The sequence below is a fragment of the Anaerotignum sp. genome (assembly GCF_031981185.1).
Lineage (GTDB): Bacteria > Bacillota > Clostridia > Lachnospirales > Anaerotignaceae > Chakrabartyella.
In genome coordinates this window covers 55,967-75,371 of sequence record NZ_DALYUL010000017.1, presented here as the reverse complement: position 1 = coordinate 75,371, position 19,405 = coordinate 55,967, and the positions used below count along the sequence as shown (strand labels likewise).

Genomic DNA, 19,405 nt, shown 5'->3' with positions numbered 1-19,405 from the left:
AGGAAAATTCCAGACCAAAGGCCCAAGGTTCGTATTAATTATAGACCTGCCAAAGCTGATTTAGTTTATCTTTGCAAACCTCTGCGCTATCCGTTAAGGAATAGCCATAATATTCACTTTCGGTTTTTTCTACTAAGCCTCTTTTGATTAAAAAATCCAAATGAGACATGGTTTCCCCTACGGCAAACCAACGCTGGGACAGGGGGAACTCTTCCCAAGTTTTTCCCCGCATGGACCATTTTAAACAAGAACCTATTTGGGTTGCATGGGCATTCGGGTATTTCTCCAGGGCATCAATGGTCTCTTCCAAGCGAATTAGATGATGATGGAGAATCTCTTCTATGCGCACATAAACATCCATTTCATTTTTTCTGTGGGCGGGTAATACTGTTTTCATATCATAGGTACGAATTTTCACCAAGCTGTTTAAATAATCTCCCAATGAATCTTCTATGTTTACCCACGAGGTGATATTGGGGGTGATATCAAACAAAATATGGTCGGCAGACAGCATCAATTTTTCCTCAGGTAGATATAAGCAGGTTTGTCCTGGTGTATGGCCGGGAACAAATACACACTGAAATGCAAAGGCACCAACTTTTAAAATATCACCATCACCCACCGCAACGGCATCAAAATAATAATCGGGTTCAAAGCCTCTGGCGGGGTTTTCTTCCTTCAACCAAGTCAATTGTTCTAGGGTAAAGCCCTCTTTGCGAAAAATTTCGTCAGATGCATCCCAACGGTTTCCATTTAATATCCAACCTAGATAGTCATGGTCCTCTTTATTCATATAAATTTTCCCCGGCTTTTCGTGCATCACTGCAGGGGCAAGGCCTGAATGGTCAGAATGAAGATGGGTAAGGAACATATTTGTTTTTGTCCAGTCCACATCTAGCTCCCGTAAGCCCTCAAGAAGGGCTTCTTTGCATTCGGGGCGGTTAAAGCCAGTATCCACAATCAAACTTTCGCCACTATCTTGCACCACATAACAGTTTAAATTTTTCAGGGGGTTATTTGGCAGAGGCACATCTATTTTATATATATTAGGTTTCTCATAAACTTTTGTAATCATTGGTTTCACCTTTCTACCTTAGTTTGCTTTTACCTACTATTATAATTGGAAAGGGGTTATAACACAAGCTATGTTGCAAAATGCAAATTATTTTATTAATAATGTAAAATATAGTTGACATTAAGAATAATATATTGTATAACAAGAGTATAGCAAGAGAGGAAGTGGTGAAATGAAAAATTTAAAAATAAAGTCTGCCAGAGCGGCTTTGGATCTTTCTCAAGATGAGCTTGCCCAAAGGGTGGGCGTAACAAGGCAGACCATTGGCATGATTGAGGCAGGAAAATACAATCCAACGATTAATTTATGTATTGCCCTTTGTAAAGCTTTGGGTAAAACATTGGATGATTTGTTCTGGGAGGACGAAAAATAGAAAATAGGAGGGAATACTATGCTAGCCCAAAGAAAATTTGAAGATGAACGTCTGGAGCGGGTGAAATACAAAATTTCAACAGAGTGGTTTGTGGCAATTTATCACTTTTGCTTTATTTCTGTAATTGCCAAACTTTTTTATTTCGATATGGATTTTCAACAATGCGTCACAGAGTTTATTTTTATACTGCTGACGCCTTTGTATTTCTACTTTCGCCCAAGGCAATTGGGGATTGTTTTTCCTCAGGAAAAGAGGCTAAACAAGAAAATAATTTACAGTTTGAGTTTGATAGTGGGGGCATTGCTGGTTTTGGCTGGCTGGATTGGAGGCATAGAAAGTGTAATCAATTGGGTTGCTACTTTGTTGATTTATGGGTTTATTGCCGTTGCCCTTGGGGGCATTGTCATTCCGGCGGAAAAGGAACGAAAAAAGAAGCTGGAGGAACAGTGGAGCGAAGATTGATTTTTTGAAAATAGGAGGTTATTAAAATGAAGATAAAAGATGAAAGAGTGGAGCAGTCTAAGAATAAGATTTATGGCGAGTTGTTTCAATTAACATATTTGTTCGTTGTGGCAACCTTTTTGGTAAAAGTGTCGTATTTTAAAATGGATTTGTCCCAGTGCATTACGGAGTATGTAATTATGATTGTTGCACCCATCTACCAAATGGTGCGTAGGCGTCAATTGGGGGTAGTCCTTGCCACAAACTTTCGCCAACAGTTGAGTCCAAAGAGAAATATCATAGGTGCCCTTGTGGGAATTGCGGTTTTCTTTCTGTTTTGGCTGTTTAGCGGAAGGCAAGTATCAAAAGAGTTTGCTATTTCTTATATTGTTACCTTTTGTGTTGTGTTTTTTCTGGCCAGAGCCATGTTCATTCGTTTGGAAGAGCGCAGAATGAAAAAATTGGAACAGGAATATGAAGATTAAGCATAAAAGTCCTTAAAATCATGGAAAAGAGGAAAAAAAGCTTGCACTAGTGGGTTTTTTGTGATATTTTATTTTAGAGTCGGTAATTGTGCCGACTCAAATCCTTGTTCTCCCAATAAGGGGAGAGCCATATGTCCAAAAGGAGGTGTAACCCACATGAACAAGTACGAATTAGCTATGGTTTTAAGTCCCGCACTGGACGAAGAAGGCAGAGTAGAAGAAGTAGCGAAAGTTCAGGCTACTTTGGAAAGATTCGGCGCGAAAATCGAAAAAGTTGATGATTGGGGCAAAAGAAAGCTTGCTTACGAAATTAAAAAAGTAAACGAAGGTTTCTTAAGCTTCACAACATTCGAAGCTCCCGCTAATGCTCCCGCAGAAGTTGAAGCTCGTATGCGTATTATGGAAAACGTTTTACGTTATCTCATTATCCGCAAAGAGGCGTAAGAAGGAGGTAATCCTATGAACAAAGTGATTCTTATGGGTCGATTGACCAAGGACCCCGAGGTTAGATATTCTCAGGGAAATGAACCTTTGGCCGTAGCCAGATACTCTTTGGCGGTGAACCGCCGTTTCAAACGCCAAGGCGAGCCCGACGCTGACTTTATCAATTGTGTTTCCTTTGGTAAAGCAGGCGAATTCGCGGAGAAATACTTCAAAAAAGGTCAGATGGTTAGCGTTATCGGTAGACTTCAGGTTCGTTCCTGGGACGATAACGAGGGCAAAAAACGCTGGAGCACAGACGTGGTGGTAGAGGAGCAATACTTTGCCGAAAGCAAAGCATCCTTCGAAGGCCATAAGGCTGATGCCCCCGCTGCACCAAAGCAGGCAGCCCAAGATGATGGCTTTTACCCAATCGATGAAAGCATCGAAGATGACGATCTGCCCTTCTAAAATTCAGTAAAGAAGGAGGACTTAGACATGATTCAGAAAAAACGTGGTCGTAGAAAAAAACGCGTTTGCCAATGTTGTGCGGATAAAATAACAACCGTAGACTACAAGGATGTAAATAAGCTGAGAAGATATGTTTCTGAAAGAGGCAAAATCCTTCCCAGAAGAATTACAGGCAACTGCGCTAAGCACCAGAGAGCGTTGACAACTGCTATCAAAAGAGCAAGACACGTAGCCCTGATGCCTTATACACAGGATTAATAAATGTAAAAAGCCCATTGCTTTGCAATCAGGGCTTTTTTTGTGCACAAAAATCAGGTATGATATATAATATAGGAGATATTCTTGATCGAAGAAGGTTAGAGGGAGACAAAGAGATTGTTTGTTACTTTCCATCATGCCACTGGGCATATTGTTACTTTTATGATTTATTGATTAAGAATATCCGGATTATTACCCTTTGGCAAAAAGCACTGGGGAATGATTTGAAGCTGTATTTTACGGCTTTCAATAAGCGATTGAAAAAGGGAGTGAATGCTTTGTTATTATCTATTTTGACAACTGCGGCAAGCCCGGGGCAAGAGATACCCCCAGTGCTGCCTTTGCTTTTAGGATTTTTATTGGCGTTGGTTATTCTAAATTTAGGATTAAGCATGTTTCGAAAAAAAGGGCAAGGCCAACGTAAAAATTCATCACAAACGAATGAGAAGAAATAGCCCAAGCCCCAGTTTTTTAGGACAATATTGGTGAAATATCCATAAGAATGCAGAAAAATCTTACTATTTGGTGTTGACTTTCCGTTCCCTTGGATTTATAATGTGACTGTAATTAAATATATGAAATTCTTCAGGGCAGGGTGAAATTCCCGATCGGCGGTAAAGTCCGCGAGCGCATTTGCGCAGGATTTGGTGTAACTCCAAAACCGACAGTATAGTCTGGATGGAAGAAGAATAAAAGTTTGATGTTTTTTTGTGGAAAATTAATTTTTTTCTGCGGATTTGCGTCGGCCTTTATTTTGCTTATTTAGCCTGAAGATTTTCAGGCTTTTTCTTTTGCTTTGGGATGAAGCCCAATGGAAAGAAAAAGTTCGCTTTTATTTCTTGGCGATAACCTGAAAATTTTAGACGAAAATGGAGGAGAAGTAAATGGAAAACATATCTTCAAAAGTAACAGTAACAAAAAATAACAAGAAAATGTCCACAAAGGTTATGGTGTCTTTGGCAATGCTAGGGGCTATCTCTATTGTGCTGGTGGCTGCAATTCACTTTCCTTTGATCCCGGCGGCAGCATTCTTGGAGTATGACCCTGCAGATATCCCAATATTAATTGGCGCATTTGCCTATGGGCCTGTGGCAGGCTTATTGCTGGCAATCGTTGTTTCCATTATTCAAGGGTTTACAGTGAGTGCAGGCAGTGGGATTATTGGAATTGTAATGCATATCTTTGCAACAGGCGCATGTGCCTTTGTTGCAGGAAGCATATATAAAAAAAATAAAACTAGAAAAAATGCAGTGCTTGCACTAGTAGCTGGTGCATTGGTACAGACCGTGGCTATGGTCATCATGAACATGATATTCACACCATTGTTCATGAATATACCTTTAGAAAAAGTTATCCCTATGCTGATACCTATCATTATTCCTTTTAACTTGTTAAAGGCAGGTATCAACGGCACTATGACGTTTTTACTGTATAAATCTATTTCCCATCTTTTAAAGGGTAATGCTTAATCCAATTGAAGCATTTTTGACTGAACAATTCTGATGAGAAAGGTCGTTCATCTGTTGTAACACAGGGGACGACTTGTTTTTTTTGCCATGAATAAGCTGAAAAATGGAATTATCAATTTTTTTATTGTCAGCCAATGATAGATTGCATATAATGGTACTGATTGGACTCAGCTTTCAGGAGCAGAAAAGAGGTTTGTATATGAATAGAAAAACTGTGATCGTATTATTCGGCGGACAGTCGTCAGAACACGAAGTTTCCAGAATGTCTGCAACAATGATGATTAATGAAATAGATAGTAAAAAGTATCAGGTTATCCCCGTTGGTATTACAAAAGAAGGAGAATGGCTTGTTTATACTGGCCCTACAGAGCATATCAAAACAGGTCAGTGGGAGAAATATGCAACCCCCGCAATTATAAGTCCTGATGCAAAGCAAAAAGCCCTTTTAAAAATTGTAAATGGTCATGTGAAGGTAATCCCTATTGATGTGGTAATTCCTGCTCTGCATGGTGCATGGGGGGAGGACGGAACCATTCAAGGTCTCTTGGAAATGGCGTGTATCCCTTATGTTGGGTGCGGTGTTTTATCCTCCGCTGTCTGTATGGATAAGGTTTTTACAAAAATAATTGCAAAAAATGCAGCAGTTCCTCAAGCAAAATATATCTGGTTTCAAAAAGAGGAGCTGGGAGATATGGATAAACTGGTAGATCGGGTGGAAAAGAAGTTGGGATATCCTTGCTTTGTAAAGCCCGCAAATACAGGCTCATCCGTGGGCATTAGCAAGGCCAAGAACAAAGAAGCCTTAGTCAATGCAATCAACTTGGCAGCAGAGTATGACCGAAAAATTATTGTGGAAGAGGCAATTGTTGGCAGAGAATTTGAATGCGCTGTCCTTGGCAATGAGGAACCTGTAGTAAGCGGTGTTGGTGAAGTGTTGCCGGCGGCAGAATTTTATGATTATGATGCGAAATATAACAATAGCGAGTCCCGTACTGTAATCCCTGCTCCTATTACAGCGGAGGAAGAGAAAACCATACGAAAGATTGCCGCAAAAATTTATCAGGCGGTAGATGGTAGCGGCTTGGCGCGGATTGACTTTTTCTTGGAGGAGGAAACAGGGCGAGTTTTGTTTAATGAAATTAACACCATGCCTGGCTTTACTTCCATTAGTATGTATCCTATGCTATGGGAAACAGCCGGGGTAACAAAAGCAGAACTGATGGATTGCTTAATTGAATTGGCCCTCACCCGTGATAATGGAATCCGAGGCTGAAAAGAAAGAAGGAACCTTATGGATAAAAGACCGATTGGTATATTTGACTCGGGAGTGGGCGGATTGACAGTTGTAAAACAGGTCATGAAGGTCATGCCTCATGAAAATATCGTTTATTTTGGCGATACAGCCCGCTTACCCTATGGCAGCAAGTCTAAGGAGGCTGTAACGAAGTTTTCCAAGCAAAATGTACGTTTTTTGCTTACGAAGGAAGTGAAGGCAATTATTGTTGCCTGCAATACAGCCAGCTCTAACAGTTTGGAAGAGCTTCATAGTGCCTTTGATGTGCCTATTTTTGGGGTGGTGGACGCGGGGGTGGGCGAAGCCCTTCGCTCCACGCACAACAAAAAGATCGGTGTAATCGGTACGGCAGCTACAGTACGTTCTGGGGCATATGAAAAAATGATTTGCAAAAAGGACAATGAAATGCAGGTGTTTTCCAGAGCATGCCCTCTGTTTGTTCCATTGGCTGAAGAGGGCTGGACGGATAACCAGGTGGCTCGATTGGCAGCAGAAAAATACTTGGAAGATTTGATGGCAAAGGGTATCGATTCTTTGGTTTTGGGTTGTACCCATTATCCTTTGTTGAAGAAATGTATTGGTGGCATTGTGGGGGATGAAGTAAAGCTGGTTGATCCGGCAAAAGCCACGGCGAAACAAGTAAAGCTTTTTTTGCAGGAAAAGGGCATTGTAAACATGGAGGAAAAGGCTGGTGAAAGAACCTTTTTTCTCAGTGATTATACAGATATGTTTTATTCCATTTGCCAAAAGGCTCTAAAACAAGGATATGTTCCAGAGATTATAGATATTGAGCAATTTTGATATTAGAGTTTTTTGCTTTTGTGTCTTATGAAATCTTTACCCTAACTTTCCCTTATGTTATACTTTTGAAGAAAGGAAATATTTACCAATTGTTGTTTGACGGGATTTCGGAACCCCCCGCCCACTTTTTGCGGGGCTTTCGAAATAGTTGAAAAGGGTACAAGCCCTTGTTTTATCAAAGGGCAGCCGAAGGGAATCATTTGCGAGTCGTTTGAATAAAAATCTGAAATGGAGGAAAGGCATGGCGGCGAATGAAAGAAGGGCGATATTGGTAGTAGATGACGTTGAAGTAAACCGTGTAATCCTTCGTGAAATTTTTCAAGACGAGTATACAATTTTAGAGGCTGAAAACGGGATAGAGGCATTGGAGGCAATTGATGCTCAAGGGGAAAGTCTAGCGGCAGTGGTGCTGGATATTATAATGCCGGTAATGGACGGTTTTGGTGTTCTGGAGGTTTTGCATGAGCGCAACTTTATGGAAAAGGTGCCAGTTTTTTTGATTACAGCAGAGTGTACTGAGGAATCTACCCTTCGGGGGTATGAATTGGGTGTTATGGACGTTATTGAACGCCCCATCATCCCCTATATTGTGAAAAAACGCATGGAAAGCATTATGGAGCTTTGTTCTATGCGTAATCGATTAAACCATCAGGTACAATTGCAAGAAATTGAACTGGATGAAAAAACGAAAGAGATTCAGGGATTGAACAATGCAATGATTGGGGCATTGGCCACAGCCATAGAATTTCGAGATTGTGAAAGCGGAGAACATGTCAAACGAATTCATGATTTGACACTATTTTTACTACAAAAAACCGTCTTTGGAAAGGGTCTAAAGATCACAGAAATTAAAAAGATCGCCACTGCAGCAATTATGCATGATGTGGGAAAAATTGCAATTCCCGATTATATTTTAAATAAGCCCGGCAGGCTTACGGCGGAGGAGTTTCAGATTATGAAAACCCATACCGTAAGAGGATGCGAATTATTAGATCAGATTCCTGCAATTCATCATAATTCTGTTTATCATTATGCCTATGATATTTGTAGGCACCATCATGAACGATGGGATGGAAAGGGCTATCCTGATGGACTGAAGAGAGACGAAATATCACCATGGTCTCAGATTGTTTCTCTGGCGGATGTGTATGATGCGTTAACCAGTGAAAGGATTTATAAACAGGCATATTCCCATGAAAAAGCCGTTGAAATGATTATAGGTGGAGAATGCGGCATCTTCAATCCTGCATTGATGGATGAATTTTTGAGACTCTCCCAGGAGATAAAACAAATAATGCAATCACAGCAAAGTGGGTGTGGATGTGGAAGAATTGGAGAAAGCCAAGCTGACAGTAGCAGGGGTGAATCTGCATAGCGGCGTGGAACGATTTATGAATAATGAAAGACTCTATGAGACGTTTTTATTAAAATTTCCCGGGGACTTAAATATGGAAAGATTGAGACAAGCCATGGCAGCAGAAGAAGCTTCTTTAGCTTTTCATGCAGCGCATACTTTAATGGGAATGGCTGCAAATTTATCTATGGAGAACCTTTGCGAAGCTTTGCGCCCCGCTACAGAGGCATTAAGAGGCGGAAATATAGCTTTGGCAAAAACCCATATGCGACGGGTTGAAGAGGCGTACCTTTTGATTATAGAGGCTTTAAATAAATAGGAAAAAGGGTACCCTTTTGGTCATAGAGACTATAAGGATACCCTTTTTTAAGGGGAAGAAGTAGAAAGAATGTTATTATATGGGGGAGAATAACATCCTCAATAGTCATTATTGCCCTATTGAAAAAAATTATTCTTTATAATAAAAAATAAAATAATGAATATAATTTCTTTTATAGATTTATCGGTAGAAATTGTTAGAATTAAAAAAGTTTTAACGGGTTATGTGACTAAGTCAATAAGAATCATTATTATTTAGTAAAATATATTGATTTATTAAAATGCCTGTGCTATACTCAGATCAGTGAATAGGTTTCGTATTTTTGGAGAAAATTAGAACTAGGAGGAATGAAAAATGTTGCAGATTAAATCAGATAAATTTCAAAAAGAAGTACTAGAGAGTAATGTCCCTGTTTTAGTTGATTTTTCAGCTACATGGTGTGGACCTTGTAAGATGATGGGTCCTGTTTTAGAACAGCTTTCTGCTGAATATGAAGGCAAGGCAAAGGTTTTTAAGGTTGATATTGACGAATCTATGGATTTGGCGCAAAAATATCAAATTATGAGCGTCCCCAATATGTTGTTTTTTAAGGATGGTAAACCTGTTGACGCTGTCGTTGGTGTGACACCTCCTACTGTTTTAAAGCAAAAGTTGGATAGTATTGTATAATAGACATTGATAATACTTCTCGTCAAGGATTTTTGTTTGTGTGACACCCCTGGGCATTTGCCCAGGGGTGTTTTTGTATTTATTTTTGCACATTAATGTAGAAAAAAAGTCTAGAAATATGTATACAAAATACTTATAAAAAAATAATTTCGGAACAATGTATGTCAATAAATACATTTTACTATAAAACATTAGTATTTTTGTTGGTACAGAAAATATTTTGTATAAAAAGTTGTACAATTTGCGAAAAGCAGTCAAAATAGGTGGCGTTGACACCTATAAAAGAAAGTGGTATTGTTTTGCTATTCCATTTTTAGAAAAGAAAAGTGAGGTATTTCTTATGAATTATGTTGCGTTGTGTACAACTCAATATGGTGTAGAGCTGATTATTAGCACTATCCTTCTGGTCCTCGTGGTGATTATTATGGGCAAAGAGAAGAATAGTGCTGATTGTCATGTGAGAAATACCTCTATAATATGAGAAGAGACAAGAAAGAACACTCTTAAGCATAAAAGAGGAAAGGGACTCGTGGCGATCGCCATGGGTCCTTTTGTTTTTGAAAAATGGAGTTACATGAAACAAAGAACATATGGAAAACAGTGAAAAAGGAGATGGTTATAATGGATTTTGTAATGGCACTTAGCCCCTTGGTATTAATTTTGGTGGGAATCGTTGTTCTAAAAAAACCTGCAATGAAGGTCGCACCGGTAGGGCTAGTGTATATTATTATTCTTGCACTTACATATTTTAGTCCCGCGGATGCAGTGTTTAAAGATACCGTTACCATGGTAGATGGGCTGTTATGGAAGGGTATTAAGGAAGGCACAAAGATTGTTATGCTGGTCTTCTCCTCCTTTTTGCTGTTAAACCTGATGCAACGCTCAGGAGCCATGAAGCAGGTGCAAAATACTTTGGCGGGAGTTACTGATGACCGTAGAGCACAGTTGATTATTGTTGGGCTTATGGTACCGATCTTTTTAGAGGGTGCTGCCGGTGCAGGTTCCCCAGCGGCAATTGCTGCTCCGTTTTTGGTTGGTTTGGGTTTTGATCCCATTGTTGCCATTGTGGTTGCTTTGTTAGGTGATGCCACACCATGTTCATGGGGCGGTGCAGGGCTTACCACCATCACAGGTGGCTCTTATTTGGTGGAGCAGGGCATTAGTACAGCTTCTCTGAATTCCGCTATGGTTGGTAGAATTCATATGTTTGGTGTTTTTGTAATACCATTTTTGATTGTAATGATTGCTTTTGGAAAAAAAGGCTTTAAAGGAATTATACCTTATTTATTATTCGCAGGAACTAGCACAGGACTCATTATGTTTGGTCTTTCCAACTTTGTTGGACCGGAAATCACTAGTCTTGGAACGGGCTTACTTTCTATTGTTTGCTCTGTTATCTATTTGAAACTAGTGAAAATCAAAACACCTGAGGAGTATCGTTACAAAGAAAATGGTTTTAGTGGCAAGGATGAAGGGGAACATCGGCGTTATTCTTCTTTCCATGCGTTGTCACCCTATTTGGTATTGGTAGTATTGCTCCCCTTGGTGCGCTATACGGTACCTTTCTCAATTTTGACAACCTTCGGATATATTGTTTGGGTTGATGTTGTGGTATTTTTGTGTGCCTGCATTGGTTGTGTTATTTTAGGTGTCAGCGCAGAAGGTTTCTTTGATACCATGAAGCAGACTATTATGCGTGTGGTTCCCGTATTGGTTACCATGGGTTCCCTATTGACGGTTTCTTATATTATGCAAAATAGTCAGACGGGGATGATACAATTAATTGCTTCTACCATTGCCGATGCGGCAGGGCCTTTATATCCTGCTGCGGCTGTTGCCATTGGTTCCGCAGGCTCCTTTATTACAGGCACGGGTCTGGGATCAAATATTATGTTTGCACCAATGCATTTGAATGCGTCAAACATGCTGGGGTTAAACCCCATTACTGTTTTCGCAGGACAGAATGCGGGAGCCTCCTTGGGGAATTTAATTTGCCCCAATAACGTTGTTGCTGCATGTGCAACGGTAGGGGTAATTGGAAAAGAAGGAGAAGTTTTGAAACGTACTATGGCTGCATTTGCCGTTATTTTAATGATTTATATGACGTTGAGTATGATTTATACACATATACTTTTTTCTGGTTTTGGCTTATAAACATTCCATATTGGAATATTAACAAAATACAATTTCATATTAGGAGGTTTTTCAAATGAAAACAAGAAGTGTTGGTATTGTCGGAGTTGGTCATGTTGGTGCCCATTGTGCCTATAGTTTAGCGGTACAGGGTATTGTGGATGAATTGGTTTTGGTGGATATTAATGAGCAAAAAGCAATCAGCGAATGTCAGGATTTAAGAGACAGCGTTGCTTATCTGCCCCATCGGGTAGAGGTACGTGCCGGTGGCTATGCTGATTTAAAGGATTGTGACGTGGTGGTTGTCAGCGTTGGTGTTATTACAAAGAGCAATAACCGCTTAGATGAATTAAATGTTTCCATCGGTATGGTAAACAGCTTTGTAAAGCAGGTGGTAGATGCAGGGTTTGACGGCATTTTCATTAATATCACAAACCCCTGTGACATCATTGCAAGACAGGTGCATAAGCTTTCTGGTTTTGATAAGTCTCGTGTATTTGGCACAGGCACAGGCCTTGATAGTTCTCGTTTTAAGGCTGTTTTGTCCAGAGAAACAGGCATCGACCATAAATCACTGGTTGCATATACTATGGGTGAGCATGGGGATTCCCAAATGGCACCTTGGTCTCATGTAACAGTAAACGGAAAACCCCTTGCTGAGCTTGCGGAAGAGAATGAGAAATATAAAGTGGATCAGGCTGCGGTTTTGGAGGAAGCAACCAAGGGCGGTTGGGTAACCTTTGCCGGTAAAGGCTGCACGGAGTATGGCATTGCGTCGACCCTTGCACGTTTTGTTCATGCCGTTTTCCATGATGAAAAGGTAGTTATGCCATGTACTACACAGTTAAACGGCGAATATGGACAAAAGGATATTTTTATCAGCACGCCTTGTGTGATTGGCAAAAATGGTGTAGAAGAAGTGTTTGAATTGCGCTTAAATGAAGAAGAATTGAAGGCGTTCCACCACTCCTGTGACGTAATCCGTACGAATATCGGTTACATCAATGAGGAGGCGTAAGAAAAGTTTTATATAAATCCCTGAAAGAGAAGAGCATTGCCGTAACAGGCATAATAACGTCATATCATGTTTTTTTGCAAGTCCGCCCTCGGGCGACCGTTCCTTGCGAAGAATCTACCTATAAAAATATGCTCTTTTCTGCCAGTGATCATATTCTGCTGATTGTTTGTGTAAACAAGCTTAAGACAACCTATATTTGAAATAAAATTTTCTTTTGGATATTGGACTGTGATCGAGAAAGGAAAACGTACCTTGCGTACGTCCCTCCAAACCTTCCTTTCTTGTAGAATCTGATGCAGTTGACTAAATGAAGGGGTTATTTTGAAAGTAGGATGACGACAAAAAAGATAAGTTGGAAAATGTAAACCAAACCCTCCCTAAGCCTTTGGTTTGATCACGGGGATATTGGGCATAAACACCGGACGGGGTAGGGATAGTGTGTATGCTCAATCATTTCTTAGTAATCGATTTTCTGCAAATCTTGGTTTTGTTGAAAAAAAGGTAAGTTTATAAAAAACAGCGGTGGAGAAAATAGCTCTTTAGCGGGGCAAAAAAGGTATTCCTAAGGTCAAAATACGACTTTTGGAATACCTTTTTTTATTAAATATCATTAAAATAAGGGATTTTCATAAATAATCCAAAAAAAAAGCTGTATCGGGTTTTGCCGATACAGCAGATATTATCTGGATACCATTAGCTTTTTCAGAGCAATATTTAAATCTTCCAGGGACAAGCGATACATATCAAATTCTTTATGAATAATATCGTAGGTTTTTGCCCACCAACCGCCCCAAGTAGGACGTTCAGAAGGGTTTAGCCAAACAATGTGAGGATACTTGTCCTTAAATTTTTGCAGCCATTCAATACCTGTTACTTCGTTTCTTACACCGAAGGAATAGAAGCTTGGGTTTAACAGCTCTGAAGGCTCCATTTGGGCATCTCCTACGATGATAACTTTGTATTCACTGCTGAGGTTGTTTAACACCCATTCAGTGGAAACGGTATCACGGGGACTTAAATCCGCCTCAGTGTACAATCTGGAATAAATGCAATTGTGGAAATAGTATACCTTTAAATCCTTAAAATGGTTGGATTTGCTTACAGCTTGGAATAGTGAACTGCAAAGCCTGCTGTAATATTCCATAGAGCCACCGCTATCCATCAAAAGCAAAAGTTTAACTGTCTTTTTTCGTGGTTTTTCATAAACCACTTTTAAATTTCCTGCATTGTCGCAAGTCTCACGGATGGTTTCGTCAATGTCAAATTCCGTTCTCGCTTCTTCTGTGCGCGCAGAAAATTGACGAAGTTTACGAAATGCCATTTGAAACTGCCGGGTATCTAATGTATTATCCTGGCGGAAGTCGCGAAATTTCCGCTCTCCAGCCACCTGAAATGCCCGGCGTTGTCCCCCTTGACCGCCAACGCGTATTCCCCTTGGGCTGAAGCCGTTGTTGCCGAAAACAGAAACACCACCGGTGCCCACCCAATAGCTGCCCCCGTTGTGTTCTTCCTTTTGTTCTTCCAGTCTCTCAAGAAACATTTTTTGTATTTCGCTTTGAGATAAACGCTCGTTTTCCATGGCTCGTGCCATATCAAACTCTTTTCCCGGTTCATCAGCGGGGTTTTCTAGCCAATCCAATAGCTCCTTGGGCAATTCATCGGTGGCAAATTCCATGTCCTTAAAGAATTCAAGGAAAGCCCCATCAAATTTATCAAAATCCGTTTCACTTTTTACAAGCACACCGCGACAAAGATAATAGAAGCCCGTAAAACTGGAGCCGTGAAGGCCCTTGTCCAATGCTTCCACCAGAGACATCCATTCGTTCAGGGAAACGTTAAGCCCTCTGGCACGAAGCAGATAAAAAAATGAAGTAAACATATCGGCTCACCTGCTTTTACTTTAAATATCTCCTCATGGTGTCAATATCCTCGTTCTTTTTTAACAATACCCCAGCAAAAGGTACTTTTTCTTTGATTTTGTCGGGATCAATGCCACCCAGAACCAAAGCCTGAATCCAGTCAATTACCTCTGAGGTGCTAGGTTTTTTCTGAATGTTATACAAATCTCTAATCCAATAGAAGGTTTCCAAAACCTGCTCCAAAAGGTGCTCTTCCACATCGGGATAATGAACTTTAATGATTTCTGTCATCTGCTGTTCATCGGGGAACTCAATATAATGGAAGATACAGCGACGCAAAAATGCATCGGGCAGTTCCTTCTCTGCGTTTGACGTAATTATAACAATGGGGCGTTGCACTGCCTTAACAGTTTCTTTTGTCTCGGGAATATAAAATTCCATTTTATCCAACTCCCAAAGTAAGTCGTTGGGGAATTCCAAATCTGCTTTATCAATCTCATCAATTAAAAGAATTGCCTGTTTTTCAGAGGTAAAAGCCTCACCTAGTTTTCCCAGCTTTACATATTTCTGAATATCATCCACGCCTTCGTTGCCAAACTGGCTATCATATAAACGCTGCACTACGTCATAAACGTAAAGGCCATCCTGTGCCTTTGTGGTAGACTTGATATTCCAAATAATGAGGTCTTTTCCCAATGCGGTGGAGATTGCTTCTGCCAGCATTGTCTTGCCGGTACCGGGCTCACCCTTGATGAGCAAAGGCTTTTGGAGGGCAATAGCAATATTGACTGAGCGCATTAACTCGTCACTTGCCACATAATCCTTGCTGCCTTGAAATGTTGTATTCATGTCGTATCCACCCTTCGTTTGTCAAAATTTAATCATAATAAGGTTATTTTATGAGATACAATATGGACTTGTCAATAAAAATACGGCTTTTCTTTTTAGAAAGCAGTATAAAAACACAGAAAAGAGTGTTTTATCGGAATAAATCATATAAAAAACAAAGGATATTGACAAAGTCAATACCCTTTTGCTTTTCTCTATTCGTTTTACTTCAATTCTAAGCCTGCCATCTTTGCCATTTCCAAAATGGAAGCTTTGGAAACCTTTTTGCCCTTATACTCAATCAGGTCTTCCATACTGCCGGAAAAAATATCAGCAGGTTCATATTTCTTAAGAACAATGGAATCTTCTTCCACGAAAATTTCTAAAGAGTCTTTGATTTCAATTCCCATATTTCTGCGCAGCTCGATTGGCAGAACTACTCGGCCTAGCTCGTCTACTTTACGAACAATTCCTGTAGATTTCATTTAGTTCACCTCTGAATTGTAATTTTCTGTTATATGTCACTACTTTTAAACAACTTAGGAAAAGTTTAACACGAAAATCGACAAATTACAACAAAAAATTACTGGTAAGAAAAGGAAAATGTAACCCTTCAAATGGAGAAAAATTTATGCATAGCAAACAAATCTTAAGAAATTAGATGAAAATCAGATTAGAAAAAAACGGGAATTATAAAATATGTTGAAAAATGAGCCTATTTTATTCAAATAAACTATCAATTTTTTTGATGCGTCAAGGAGAAGTTTTTGAACGGGTCAAGCATGAATGTATAGGGTACAAGCATAGATTAAGATAAAGGTACAAGGAGGCGGTAAATATGCTGGATGCAATATGGGGATTTTTTATTATCGGAGGGATTCTGACTGGGGCGTTTTTAGGCCGTATGGATATGGTTACAGCGGCGGTTTTAAGTGGTGGGAAAAGTGCCGTGGAACTGGCAATTACCATGGCGGGCGTTATCGCAATGTGGTCTGGGGTATTAAAAATAGCGGAAAGGGGTGGAATGATTGATATCTTGGCAGAAAAATTAACCCCTGCCATGGATTTTTTATTCCCCTCTGTACCGAGAAACCATAAAGCTAGGCAATACATAGCGGCAAACTTCGCCGCAAATTTTTTGGGTTTAGGCTGGGCAGCTACGCCCGCGGGGCTGATGGCGATGAAAGAGCTGCAGAAGCTGAATCAGGATAAAGAGCGAGCCACAGGGGCAATGTGTATGTTTCTAACGGTGAATATGTCCTCCTTACAGCTAGTGACGGTGAATATTTTAGCCTATCGCACAGAGTTTGGTTCCCATGCACCGGCGGAAATTGTGGGGGTTGGCATTGCTGCCACATTTTTGACAACCCTCATAGGGATTACTACAGCAAAAATTATGGACAGAACGGAGTGAAAACATGCGGCTGTTATTGGTAATATCGGATTATATAATTCCGGCTACGGTATTGTTTATTGTATGCTTTGGGTGCTTGAAGAAAGTAAAGCTTTATGAAGTCTTTTTGGAAGGGGCCACAGAAGGGCTTAAAACAGTGGTAGATATCTTGCCCACCTTAATTGGATTAATTGTTGCTGTAGAGGTTTTTCGTGCAGGAGGACTTTTGGACATTATGACAAATTTCATTCGTCCCATGGCGGAGCGGGTGGGTTTTCCCGCAGAATTGGCACCCCTTAGTATTATACGTTTGGTTTCTTCCTCGGCGGCGACAGGACTTTTATTGGATATATTCCAGAATTTTGGACCGGATTCTTTTCTGGGGCGGGTTTCTTCGGTAATGATGAGCTGTACTGAAACGGTATTTTATACCATGAGCCTTTATTTTTTGTCCGTAGGAGTTAGAAAAACTCGTTACACTTTGCCGTGTGCTTTAATTGCAAATTTTGCGGGGGTTTTTGCCGCAGTTATTTTGGTGCAGATGGTCTTTGGAAAATGAATTTGAAAAATCAGAGGGCTTATTATATAATAGAAGCAAATCAAACATAAAACTTAATTAATTAAATTGGACTTCATGAATCTTTATAGAAGAAGGAAGACCAGCCCTTTGAGAGGAATGAGAATATGAAAAAAGCAATAATGCTGCTCATTGGTGTGTGCTTATTTTGCATGACTGGCTGCAGCGGGAATGACGCAGACCAAAGTATAAGCCTGTCCCCCGCAGAGCAAGAGGCATATGTGGCACAAATTGATGCTGTAATGGATGAATTTTATTGGAGCTATGATAAGGATAGTCTATCCTTTCACGGCGGTGAAATTCCTCAAGATACCGAAGAGTATGCCCGCTTATTTAGTGCCTCTGAGGATACAGGATATTCATTAAAATCCATTGTGGGCAGCCAAAGCGTTATCGCTACGGCAGAGCTTTTACATTACAATGGAGACACTGCAGGAGAGCTGAATTGTATTTTTGTAAGCGATCATCTGGCAGGGGTATATTATATCGGTGGTTTTGATGAAGATGAGTATAGTCTGCGGGAGAGAAATCCATTTTTGGCCAATGGTAGTTTTACTGCTTACGAAAATTGGACAGGCATCAAGAGTGGATACCGAGAGTTGAGCGGCAGCTTGCCTGCGGATGGTTTTGTCGCAAAAAACCGCAGTGGTGTTGTTACATCCATTCAAGAGGGCAAGGTGGAGCTATATCACCTTTCAGGCAGGGTAATCAGCAGAATGCGTAAAATAAATCCTTCAAAGGGAGTTGAGGCAGTATCAGCAGTTTTTTTGGAAAACGGTGACGAGGATATGCTTGTTGTTCTTTGGGCCCAAATGGCAGAAGAGGCTATTGAAGGCGAGGGTGAAATAAATAGAGCTGAAAAGATCGTTTTTTATGATTCCAAATTACAGCCTGTTACGGAAATTCCCTTGGAAAGCGGTGGCGGAACTGCTTTAGGCTCAGAGAAAGGGAAGTTGTTTTTGTTTACAGGTCAGGCTATGGAAACCTATGAATCGGGGGGAGAGGGCTGGCACAAAACCCAGCGGGAATCTTTGCGTCACAGGGTAACGCAATGCCATATTACGGATTTGGATGGAGATGGCAAGGCAGAATATCTTATGACTGATGGCATGGATTTATATATGTATCATCATTTAGAAACCGGGTTATTAAAACTTTGGAGTACCCACTTGGGGGTGGAAAGCTTATATGGCGCTTTATATAGTGGTGATTTAAACGGAGATGGTGTAAAAGAAATTTATATATGTGACGCCACAGGCACAGCCATACGCTATATATTAACAGAGAGAGGACTGCGCTCTTCCAACGAGGATATTCAATATGGTCAAGCCATATATCCCTGTGACTGGAATGGTGATGGAATAGATGATTATTGGAATGTAACAGAAGATGTAACAAGGACGGGAAAGTTGTATCTTTCCAAGACTGCATCCTAGAGAGGGAATGAAAAATGACGGATTCGGAACAATATATGAAGGAAGCACTGGCGGAGGCCCAGAAGGCATTTGATGCGGGCGAGGTGCCCATTGGTGCAGTAATGGTGAGAAACGGCAAGATTATTGCTCGTGGTTATAATCTGAGAAATACTGCAAAAAATCCTTTGTGTCATGCGGAAATAGATGTGATTCACAAGGCTGCAGGCATTGTTGGTGATTGGCGCTTGGAGGATTGCACCCTTTATGTTACCGTGGAGCCCTGCCCTATGTGTGCGGGAGCCATTGTGCAGGCAAGGATCCCAAAGGTAGTTTTTGGTACAAGAAACAGCAAGGCAGGATGTGCCGGTTCTATCATGAATCTCTTGGATGAGCCAAGATTCAACCATCAGGTGCTTGTGGAAGAAGGCGTTTTGCAAGAGGAATGCAGTCAGTTTATGCGCTTATTTTTTAAACGGTTTCGTAAAAGCGGAGAGGGCATGTTGACAGAGGCGTAAAAAACAGGTATACTAATAAGGCTATTTCAAGGTGACAATCTACTTAAAAGGCTCTAAAAGCCTGGGAACCTGATTTTGAAAATTGGAATGTATGTCACTGGAAAATGCTTTTTGGCTGATTTAGAAGCGCTAAGTTTTCATAACAACAGCCAGCTAATGATTATGGTAATATTTCCGTGCTAGCCGGGGAGGTAGCGGTGCCCTGTACCCACAATCCGCTATAGTGGGGGTGATGTCT

At 40.5% G+C, this 19,405-nt stretch carries 24 protein-coding genes, 1 other RNA gene and 1 riboswitch (1 of these 26 only partly in view); of the genes, 21 read left to right on the top strand and 4 right to left on the bottom strand.

Features of this window, described 5'->3' with window-relative positions:
- Window positions 1-34: 34 nt before the first annotated feature.
- Window positions 35-1,075 (bottom strand): MBL fold metallo-hydrolase, encoded by a 1,041-nt coding sequence (locus RTK36_RS10885; protein ID WP_312047112.1) that lies wholly within the window; start codon window positions 1,073-1,075, stop codon window positions 35-37.
- Window positions 1,076-1,247: 172 nt separating this feature from the next.
- Here RTK36_RS10885 and RTK36_RS10880 point away from each other — a divergent pair, with 172 nt between their 5' ends.
- The 16 genes from RTK36_RS10880 to RTK36_RS10805 all read left to right on the top strand — a co-directional run bounded on the left by RTK36_RS10880 (window position 1,248) and on the right by RTK36_RS10805 (window position 12,580).
- Complete coding sequence (locus tag RTK36_RS10880; RefSeq protein ID WP_312047110.1) at window positions 1,248-1,448, top strand: helix-turn-helix transcriptional regulator; 201 nt, start codon at window positions 1,248-1,250, stop codon at window positions 1,446-1,448.
- An 18-nt stretch (window positions 1,449-1,466) separates the two neighbouring features.
- Entirely contained in the window at window positions 1,467-1,910 is a 444-nt protein-coding gene (locus RTK36_RS10875; protein WP_312047108.1) for a DUF6773 family protein, read from the top strand.
- Window positions 1,911-1,936: 26 nt separating this feature from the next.
- Window positions 1,937-2,374, top strand: a complete 438-nt coding sequence (locus tag RTK36_RS10870) for a DUF6773 family protein (RefSeq protein WP_312047106.1) — start codon at window positions 1,937-1,939, stop codon at window positions 2,372-2,374.
- A gap of 156 nt (window positions 2,375-2,530) precedes the next feature.
- Window positions 2,531-2,818 (top strand): 30S ribosomal protein S6, encoded by a 288-nt coding sequence (gene rpsF, locus RTK36_RS10865; RefSeq protein WP_066046575.1) that lies wholly within the window; start codon window positions 2,531-2,533, stop codon window positions 2,816-2,818.
- A 15-nt stretch (window positions 2,819-2,833) separates the two neighbouring features.
- Complete coding sequence (locus RTK36_RS10860; protein ID WP_312047104.1) at window positions 2,834-3,265, top strand: single-stranded DNA-binding protein; 432 nt, start codon at window positions 2,834-2,836, stop codon at window positions 3,263-3,265.
- Between the two features lie 27 nt (window positions 3,266-3,292).
- Window positions 3,293-3,523 carry a 30S ribosomal protein S18 gene (gene rpsR / locus RTK36_RS10855; protein ID WP_066046580.1) on the top strand — a complete coding sequence of 77 codons (231 nt, stop codon included), beginning with the start codon at window positions 3,293-3,295 and terminating at the stop codon, window positions 3,521-3,523.
- A 59-nt stretch (window positions 3,524-3,582) separates the two neighbouring features.
- Window positions 3,583-3,978 (top strand): hypothetical protein, encoded by a 396-nt coding sequence (locus RTK36_RS10850; protein WP_312047101.1) that lies wholly within the window; start codon window positions 3,583-3,585, stop codon window positions 3,976-3,978.
- A 122-nt stretch (window positions 3,979-4,100) separates the two neighbouring features.
- A riboswitch (FMN riboswitch) is annotated at window positions 4,101-4,217 on the top strand.
- A gap of 190 nt (window positions 4,218-4,407) precedes the next feature.
- Entirely contained in the window at window positions 4,408-4,992 is a 585-nt protein-coding gene (locus RTK36_RS10845) for an ECF transporter S component (RefSeq protein WP_312047099.1), read from the top strand.
- Between the two features lie 199 nt (window positions 4,993-5,191).
- The gene (locus RTK36_RS10840) at window positions 5,192-6,265 is read left to right on the top strand and encodes a D-alanine--D-alanine ligase family protein (protein ID WP_312047097.1); all 1,074 of its coding nucleotides are present in this window, start codon (window positions 5,192-5,194) and stop codon (window positions 6,263-6,265) included.
- A gap of 18 nt (window positions 6,266-6,283) precedes the next feature.
- Entirely contained in the window at window positions 6,284-7,087 is an 804-nt protein-coding gene (gene murI, locus RTK36_RS10835; RefSeq protein WP_312047095.1) for a glutamate racemase, read from the top strand.
- 241 nt (window positions 7,088-7,328) lie between these two features.
- The gene (locus tag RTK36_RS10830; protein ID WP_312047093.1) at window positions 7,329-8,462 is read left to right on the top strand and encodes an HD-GYP domain-containing protein; all 1,134 of its coding nucleotides are present in this window, start codon (window positions 7,329-7,331) and stop codon (window positions 8,460-8,462) included.
- Window positions 8,410-8,760 carry an Hpt domain-containing protein gene (locus RTK36_RS10825; protein ID WP_312047091.1) on the top strand — a complete coding sequence of 117 codons (351 nt, stop codon included), beginning with the start codon at window positions 8,410-8,412 and terminating at the stop codon, window positions 8,758-8,760. The genes RTK36_RS10830 and RTK36_RS10825 overlap by 53 nt, the downstream gene beginning before the upstream one ends.
- A gap of 354 nt (window positions 8,761-9,114) precedes the next feature.
- The gene (gene trxA / locus RTK36_RS10820; RefSeq protein ID WP_312047089.1) at window positions 9,115-9,429 is read left to right on the top strand and encodes a thioredoxin; all 315 of its coding nucleotides are present in this window, start codon (window positions 9,115-9,117) and stop codon (window positions 9,427-9,429) included.
- A 340-nt stretch (window positions 9,430-9,769) separates the two neighbouring features.
- Window positions 9,770-9,910, top strand: a complete 141-nt coding sequence (locus RTK36_RS10815; RefSeq protein WP_312047087.1) for a hypothetical protein — start codon at window positions 9,770-9,772, stop codon at window positions 9,908-9,910.
- A 140-nt stretch (window positions 9,911-10,050) separates the two neighbouring features.
- Window positions 10,051-11,583, top strand: a complete 1,533-nt coding sequence (locus tag RTK36_RS10810; RefSeq protein WP_312047085.1) for an L-lactate permease — start codon at window positions 10,051-10,053, stop codon at window positions 11,581-11,583.
- A 55-nt stretch (window positions 11,584-11,638) separates the two neighbouring features.
- Window positions 11,639-12,580, top strand: coding sequence for an L-lactate dehydrogenase (locus RTK36_RS10805; RefSeq protein ID WP_312047083.1), 942 nt, complete (start codon window positions 11,639-11,641; stop codon window positions 12,578-12,580).
- A 679-nt stretch (window positions 12,581-13,259) separates the two neighbouring features.
- Here RTK36_RS10805 and RTK36_RS10800 read toward each other — a convergent pair.
- The 3 genes from RTK36_RS10800 to RTK36_RS10790 all read right to left on the bottom strand — a co-directional run bounded on the left by RTK36_RS10800 (window position 13,260) and on the right by RTK36_RS10790 (window position 15,752).
- Window positions 13,260-14,459 (bottom strand): vWA domain-containing protein, encoded by a 1,200-nt coding sequence (locus RTK36_RS10800; protein ID WP_312047081.1) that lies wholly within the window; start codon window positions 14,457-14,459, stop codon window positions 13,260-13,262.
- A 16-nt stretch (window positions 14,460-14,475) separates the two neighbouring features.
- Window positions 14,476-15,288, bottom strand: a complete 813-nt coding sequence (locus RTK36_RS10795; RefSeq protein WP_312047079.1) for an AAA family ATPase — start codon at window positions 15,286-15,288, stop codon at window positions 14,476-14,478.
- A gap of 203 nt (window positions 15,289-15,491) precedes the next feature.
- Entirely contained in the window at window positions 15,492-15,752 is a 261-nt protein-coding gene (locus RTK36_RS10790) for an AbrB/MazE/SpoVT family DNA-binding domain-containing protein (RefSeq protein WP_312047077.1), read from the bottom strand.
- 353 nt (window positions 15,753-16,105) lie between these two features.
- Here RTK36_RS10790 and RTK36_RS10785 point away from each other — a divergent pair, with 353 nt between their 5' ends.
- The 5 genes from RTK36_RS10785 to ffs form a co-directional block, all read left to right on the top strand.
- The gene (locus RTK36_RS10785; protein ID WP_312047074.1) at window positions 16,106-16,681 is read left to right on the top strand and encodes a nucleoside recognition domain-containing protein; all 576 of its coding nucleotides are present in this window, start codon (window positions 16,106-16,108) and stop codon (window positions 16,679-16,681) included.
- A 4-nt stretch (window positions 16,682-16,685) separates the two neighbouring features.
- On the top strand, window positions 16,686-17,219 hold the full coding sequence (locus RTK36_RS10780; RefSeq protein WP_312047072.1) for a spore maturation protein: 534 nt from the start codon (window positions 16,686-16,688) through the stop codon (window positions 17,217-17,219).
- Between the two features lie 125 nt (window positions 17,220-17,344).
- Window positions 17,345-18,673, top strand: coding sequence for an FG-GAP repeat domain-containing protein (locus RTK36_RS10775; RefSeq protein WP_312047069.1), 1,329 nt, complete (start codon window positions 17,345-17,347; stop codon window positions 18,671-18,673).
- A 14-nt stretch (window positions 18,674-18,687) separates the two neighbouring features.
- The gene (gene tadA, locus RTK36_RS10770) at window positions 18,688-19,167 is read left to right on the top strand and encodes a tRNA adenosine(34) deaminase TadA (protein ID WP_312047067.1); all 480 of its coding nucleotides are present in this window, start codon (window positions 18,688-18,690) and stop codon (window positions 19,165-19,167) included.
- 174 nt (window positions 19,168-19,341) lie between these two features.
- Window positions 19,342-19,405: signal recognition particle sRNA large type (ffs, locus tag RTK36_RS10765), an RNA gene on the top strand; it runs 205 nt beyond the window's last position.